Annotated in this window: 5 protein-coding genes; 2 read left to right on the forward strand and 3 right to left on the reverse strand. The window is 46.5% G+C overall.

Annotated features, from left to right (window positions below; translation table 11 throughout):
- From DW826_RS17460 to DW826_RS17470, 3 genes are all read right to left on the reverse strand, one after another.
- Positions 1-555 (reverse strand): helix-turn-helix domain-containing protein (locus DW826_RS17460; protein WP_147327180.1); only part of this gene is annotated, 555 nt, incomplete at its 3' end.
- 170 nt (positions 556-725) lie between these two features.
- The gene (locus DW826_RS17465) at positions 726-1,076 is read right to left on the reverse strand and encodes a DUF5720 family protein (RefSeq protein ID WP_347472426.1); all 351 of its coding nucleotides are present in this window, start codon (positions 1,074-1,076) and stop codon (positions 726-728) included.
- 243 nt (positions 1,077-1,319) lie between these two features.
- Entirely contained in the window at positions 1,320-1,517 is a 198-nt protein-coding gene (locus tag DW826_RS17470; protein WP_114000934.1) for a helix-turn-helix domain-containing protein, read from the reverse strand.
- A gap of 1,052 nt (positions 1,518-2,569) precedes the next feature.
- On the opposite strand from DW826_RS17470, the gene DW826_RS17485 reads away from it, so the two are divergent.
- Positions 2,570-3,403 carry a replication initiator protein A gene (locus DW826_RS17485; protein WP_242992187.1) on the forward strand — a complete coding sequence of 278 codons (834 nt, stop codon included), beginning with the start codon at positions 2,570-2,572 and terminating at the stop codon, positions 3,401-3,403.
- A 292-nt stretch (positions 3,404-3,695) separates the two neighbouring features.
- Entirely contained in the window at positions 3,696-4,601 is a 906-nt protein-coding gene (locus DW826_RS17490) for a PepSY domain-containing protein (RefSeq protein ID WP_117515809.1), read from the forward strand.
- Positions 4,602-4,673 lie beyond the last annotated feature (72 nt).

Consider the following 4,673-nt stretch of genomic DNA (forward strand, 5'->3'; position numbering starts at 1 on the left):
ATCCAAAATCACTTCACGATAACATTCTCTGGCTCCCATCCGATCCGTTCCCATCCTTGCCTCTGCGGGGGTAGGGGGATTTGATTGGATAGGATTTGATATCTCCGTACTTGATAAATCAGTCTTTGTTTGATTAGTATTTAATTGTGCGGGTTTTTCCGTACACGGTTCCGCCGTATCCGGGATACCCATATCCGGGTTTTCCGTATATGGCTTTGCCGTACCCGGTAAAGGCGTACCTGGGCTTGACGGCGGCTCGCACTGAGGCATTTCGTAAATCACATACTCGGTATCCGTGATCTTGCCTTTTTCATCCCGAAGCTGTGTGCGCCGGATATACCCGTGGGTTTCCAGCTCCTTCAACGCCGCACCGATGCTGTCCACACCTTCCCGGCAGATCGCCGCAAGACCTCTGGTGGTGTAATTCCACTCGTCAGGGAGCGACAACATCATGGACAGCAGCCCTTTGGATTTCAGGGTCAGCGTTCGATCTTTCAAGTGATGGTTCGACATGACCGTATAATCACGGGTCTTTTCAATACGAAAAACAGCCATCTTCGCACCTCCTTCCTGTGAAAATAAAAAGTGTTAATTTTAAGCGGTTTATCCGTCTGTACGCCTCCATAACCTCCCACATGGGAAAACATCCACGCCCTGTTCAGAACGCAAGCCACAGAGGAAGAAACAGAAGATATCCCACTGATTTTGATACATTTGGGGGGCGGCTACCTCTCACGGCCTTTATGGTCATAGTGGAGGTCGCCGGAAAGCACCTTCGCATGGTTACGGATTTTGATATGTCCCTTTTCCTGATTTTCCAAAGCCTTGCTGTATCCGGTGTCGGTCAGGAACAGGCGCATTTTCTCACCCTTCCAGCCAACAGGCGAGTCATGGGTAAGAACATCAAAGACGATCATGTGTCTGGTTGCCGGGTCGAAACGCTCCAAAGCCATAATGTCATGGCCGGATAACTTCTGCGCCCCGGATTGCTGTCTGGCCTCTGCCAGCATTTCCCCGATGGTGCGGGCTTTCTCCGGCAGACGGTATTCGGCCTGCACCTTGCGTATCAAATCCATGCACTCCTGATCCGACAGTGGGCGGAGCTTGTCCAGAAGGCCTTCCGCCGTTTCTTTCGTTGCTGGGTTCGGCGCATAGCGCCATGTCATGTAAATCTCATTCAGGGCAGCGTTCTGATTGGTACTTTCAATCTGAAACACCATCCTCATTTCTGCTTCTGTCAATTTCATTGCCAGCCTCCTTCAAAATGGGTATAAAAAAACGCCATAGGTTTTTTGAGCCTACGGCGTTTCTTGCGATATTCACAATTCCAAACTTTCCAGCCACTCGTCAAAAGATTTCTTGGAGACACGGATCGCATTTCCTATGCGGACGATTCTGAACTCCTCCTGCTTGACGAGCTGATATGCGGTTGTGCGACCGATGTTGAGCATGGCCGCAATTTGTTCCACGGTGTATGTGCGCGGTTCCGGCAGTGACTTTTTCTCTTTCTTGTCCATAGTAACCTCCATGTATTTGCCTTGTCATTTTGACTAAGAGAGTGAAGAATGACAGTAGCAATCAGCTTTGGCGGAATGTCCTCTTGCTAAGAATTTGCTAATAGGACCACCCAACGGACACATAAAACTGCGTCAGAATAGGTGTTTTGCACCATAAAGTTCGTTTACTACAAGTCATTCTGCGTAAGGGATGATATTGGAAGTTACATCCGAACCGTGTATCACATGGTAAGCCATACTCCTAAGCGTGGGGTCGGAGGTTCAAATCCTCTTATGGACGCCAGTGAACAACGCCGAAAGCCTTTGTTTTCAAGGGTTTTCGGCTTTTCTTATATGAAAAGGCACGAAAAAGCTCTTTCACTGTATGGGATAGAATTCTACTCCAAAATTTGATTTTTGACAAGCCCTCCAGAATCGAACGGTTGTTATAAGACAAAATCGCCAGCTAATTTTTAGCAGAAAACAGGCTGTTCTTGCTAATGAAAATGCCCTTCCTGCTAATCAGCCCCAAAATCGTGCCAAAAATCCAGCTAATCAAAAAAGGCGGATGTTTTGAGTAACATGCAGTTATAGCAGATAAAATTGAATATCGTTATCTACATAGAGCGTCTATTTGCCCCGCATTGGGGATGGATAGGCGCTCTTTTTTTATGCCCAAAACCATGGGCAAATACAAGAGATTGGAGGTGTTTTATTTGAGCAAGCCTGTTTATGCCGCAGACAAGCCGAGCGATTGCCATTACTGCTACTACTGGACGAATGGCAGAAAGGGTTGCCGTCTGGGTAGAAATAATTGCTACTACTTAATCTCTTTGCCACCGAAATCCAAGTCGGAATGTGATGACTGTCCCTATGGGCGAGATCACCCGTGCATTGGCTGGTGTACGAAGAAGGTTATGCGTGAAGTGGGGCTTCGTTGATATGGATGCGTATGAACAGGAATACCGCTTCTGCTATTTTGCCCGATGTCCTCACGAAAAGACGGATACGACTTTCTGCAGCGTTCTACTGACAACAGAAAGTTTTCCGCAGAAAGAAAGTGGTGAAGCCGTGTGAGTTTTGATTATTTTTACGGTCAGCAATCCGAGCTATTCACATTCTATCGAGTTCCGAAGGTGTTGTTCACGAACGAGAGGTTTTGGAATATTTCTGCCGATGCCAAGATGCTGTATGGCATTTTGCTTGACCGCATGAGCCTGTCTGCCAAGAATGGTTGGATCGATCAAAACGGTCGAGTGTATATCATTTTTACAATCGACGAAGCGAAGATGGCTCTGAACTGTGCTGAACAAAAGGCTATCAAGCTGCTCAGTGAACTTGAGGAGAAAGCAGGATTGATTGAACGTAAGCGCCAGGGTTTGGGAAAGCCCAACCTGATCTATGTGAAGAACTTTATCTCTGCTGTGGATTCACAACTCTTGAATTGTGAAAATCACAATTCTGGAACAATGGAAATCACAACTCAAGAACTTCCGAAATCACAATGTAATAATACTGATATTAAAAATACTGAATTTAGTGATACTGATTCTATCTTTCCTTCCGGAAATGGTGGAATGATGGACGAGAATGACCGGTATCAAGAATACTTTGATTATTTCTCGGATCAGCTCAGTATGGATTTGTTGAAGAAGGATTACCCTTACGATTCCGAAATGTTGGATAACATTCTGGAGTTGATCGTTGAAACAGTTTGCACGAAGCGACCATTGATTCGCATTGGTGCAGAGGAACGTCCAGCAGAAATTGTCCGCAGTCGGTTTATGAAACTGAATGTCGAACACATTCGATATGTTATGTCCTGGAGGTACATTAAAGAAGAAAGACATTCACTGGAGAGAAACAGTAATCTTGGTATATATTTTGATAGGAATCCGCTTCTATAAATGAATACACAGTACTGATTCCATAGAATATCACTACACATAGCAAATGATTTGCTGCTTTTTATTTTTATCAGGGTAGTCCATAGTGGGCTGCCTTTTGTTATACAAAATGGAGACAATCAGGGAATCTGTAAAAAGAGGCATGGGCGGCGCAATTTACGGTATTGCAAGTGTTACTATATTTGTTAGATTTTTACAAGTATACCCTGTACACAAAAATTTCACTTGTAATCTGGCAGGATATCGGCTACACTTTACTCATTCCAATCTGATAGGAAGGATAAGAAAGAGTATGAGAAAGAAATGGATTTTTACCGGAGTGGCATTTGCACTTGCAATGACCTTGACCGGATGCAGAGATAATGCGGCAGCCAGTATTCCGCAGCAAAGCAGCCAGGAGCAGACGAAGGAGCAGACACAGATGATCCCTATGGAGGAGGCACAGGAAGCGGCGTTAAAAGCAGCGGATATTGAAGCGGCAGATGCAGACATTTCAGCCACGACCTTAAGTGGGGTGGCGGGAGTGGCCTGCTATAAGGTGGAATTTACTTCCGGAGAGTATGCCTACTCCTACACGATCAATGCACAGACAGGAGCTGTCATGGAAATGAGCAGCCAGGAACAGAATGCACAGACTTCCGGGACGCAGACGGAGACGGCAGACCCCGCTGCCTCGGCTCCGGCACAGACCTCAGGTTCAGCCTCAGCCCAGGCACAGACCTCAGCCGCTGCACCGGCACAGAATGCAACAGGTACCGGAACCGTGGATGAAGCAGCAGCACAGAAGATCGCACTGGAGCATGCCGGAGTGAAGGCAGCGGACGCAACGATCACCAAGTCAAAGCTTGATTATGAAGACGGACGTCAGGTATATGACATTGAATGGTATGCAGGCGGTGCCAAGTATGACTATGAGATTGCGGCAGACACCGGAGAGATCATCAGCTCCGCATATGAAGAAAAAACGATGGGAGCAGACAGCAGGAACGTTACGGTCAGTGAGGCAGATGCAAAGAAAACAGCCCTTGACCGTGTAAGCGGTGCAACAGACAAGAATCTCTACGAATGGAAGCTTGATTATGAAGACGGACACCCGGAATATGAAGGAAAGATCATCTACGGTGGAACGGAATACGAATTCACGATTGATGCAGCGACCGGATCCGTAATGGAGTGGGATGCTGAGAAGGTCCGTTAAGACAGGAGAAGTAGTTGCGTACAAAGATTATCCTAGATTATTCACGGATCAGCCGTGAAAGTGGCTGAAAGC

Source organism: Clostridium sp. AM34-11AC, from assembly GCF_003435375.1.
Classification (GTDB): Bacteria; Bacillota; Clostridia; order Lachnospirales; family Lachnospiraceae; genus Pilosibacter; species Pilosibacter fragilis.

Coding starts and splice junctions, on each gene's coding strand:
- DW826_RS17470 (WP_114000934.1), bottom strand. CDS start 1,517: ATGGACAAGAAAGAGAAAAAGTCACTGCCGGAACCGCGCACATACACC.
- DW826_RS17465 (WP_347472426.1), bottom strand. CDS start 1,076: ATGGATTTGATACGCAAGGTGCAGGCCGAATACCGTCTGCCGGAGAAA.
- DW826_RS17490 (WP_117515809.1), top strand. CDS start 3,696: ATGAGAAAGAAATGGATTTTTACCGGAGTGGCATTTGCACTTGCAATG.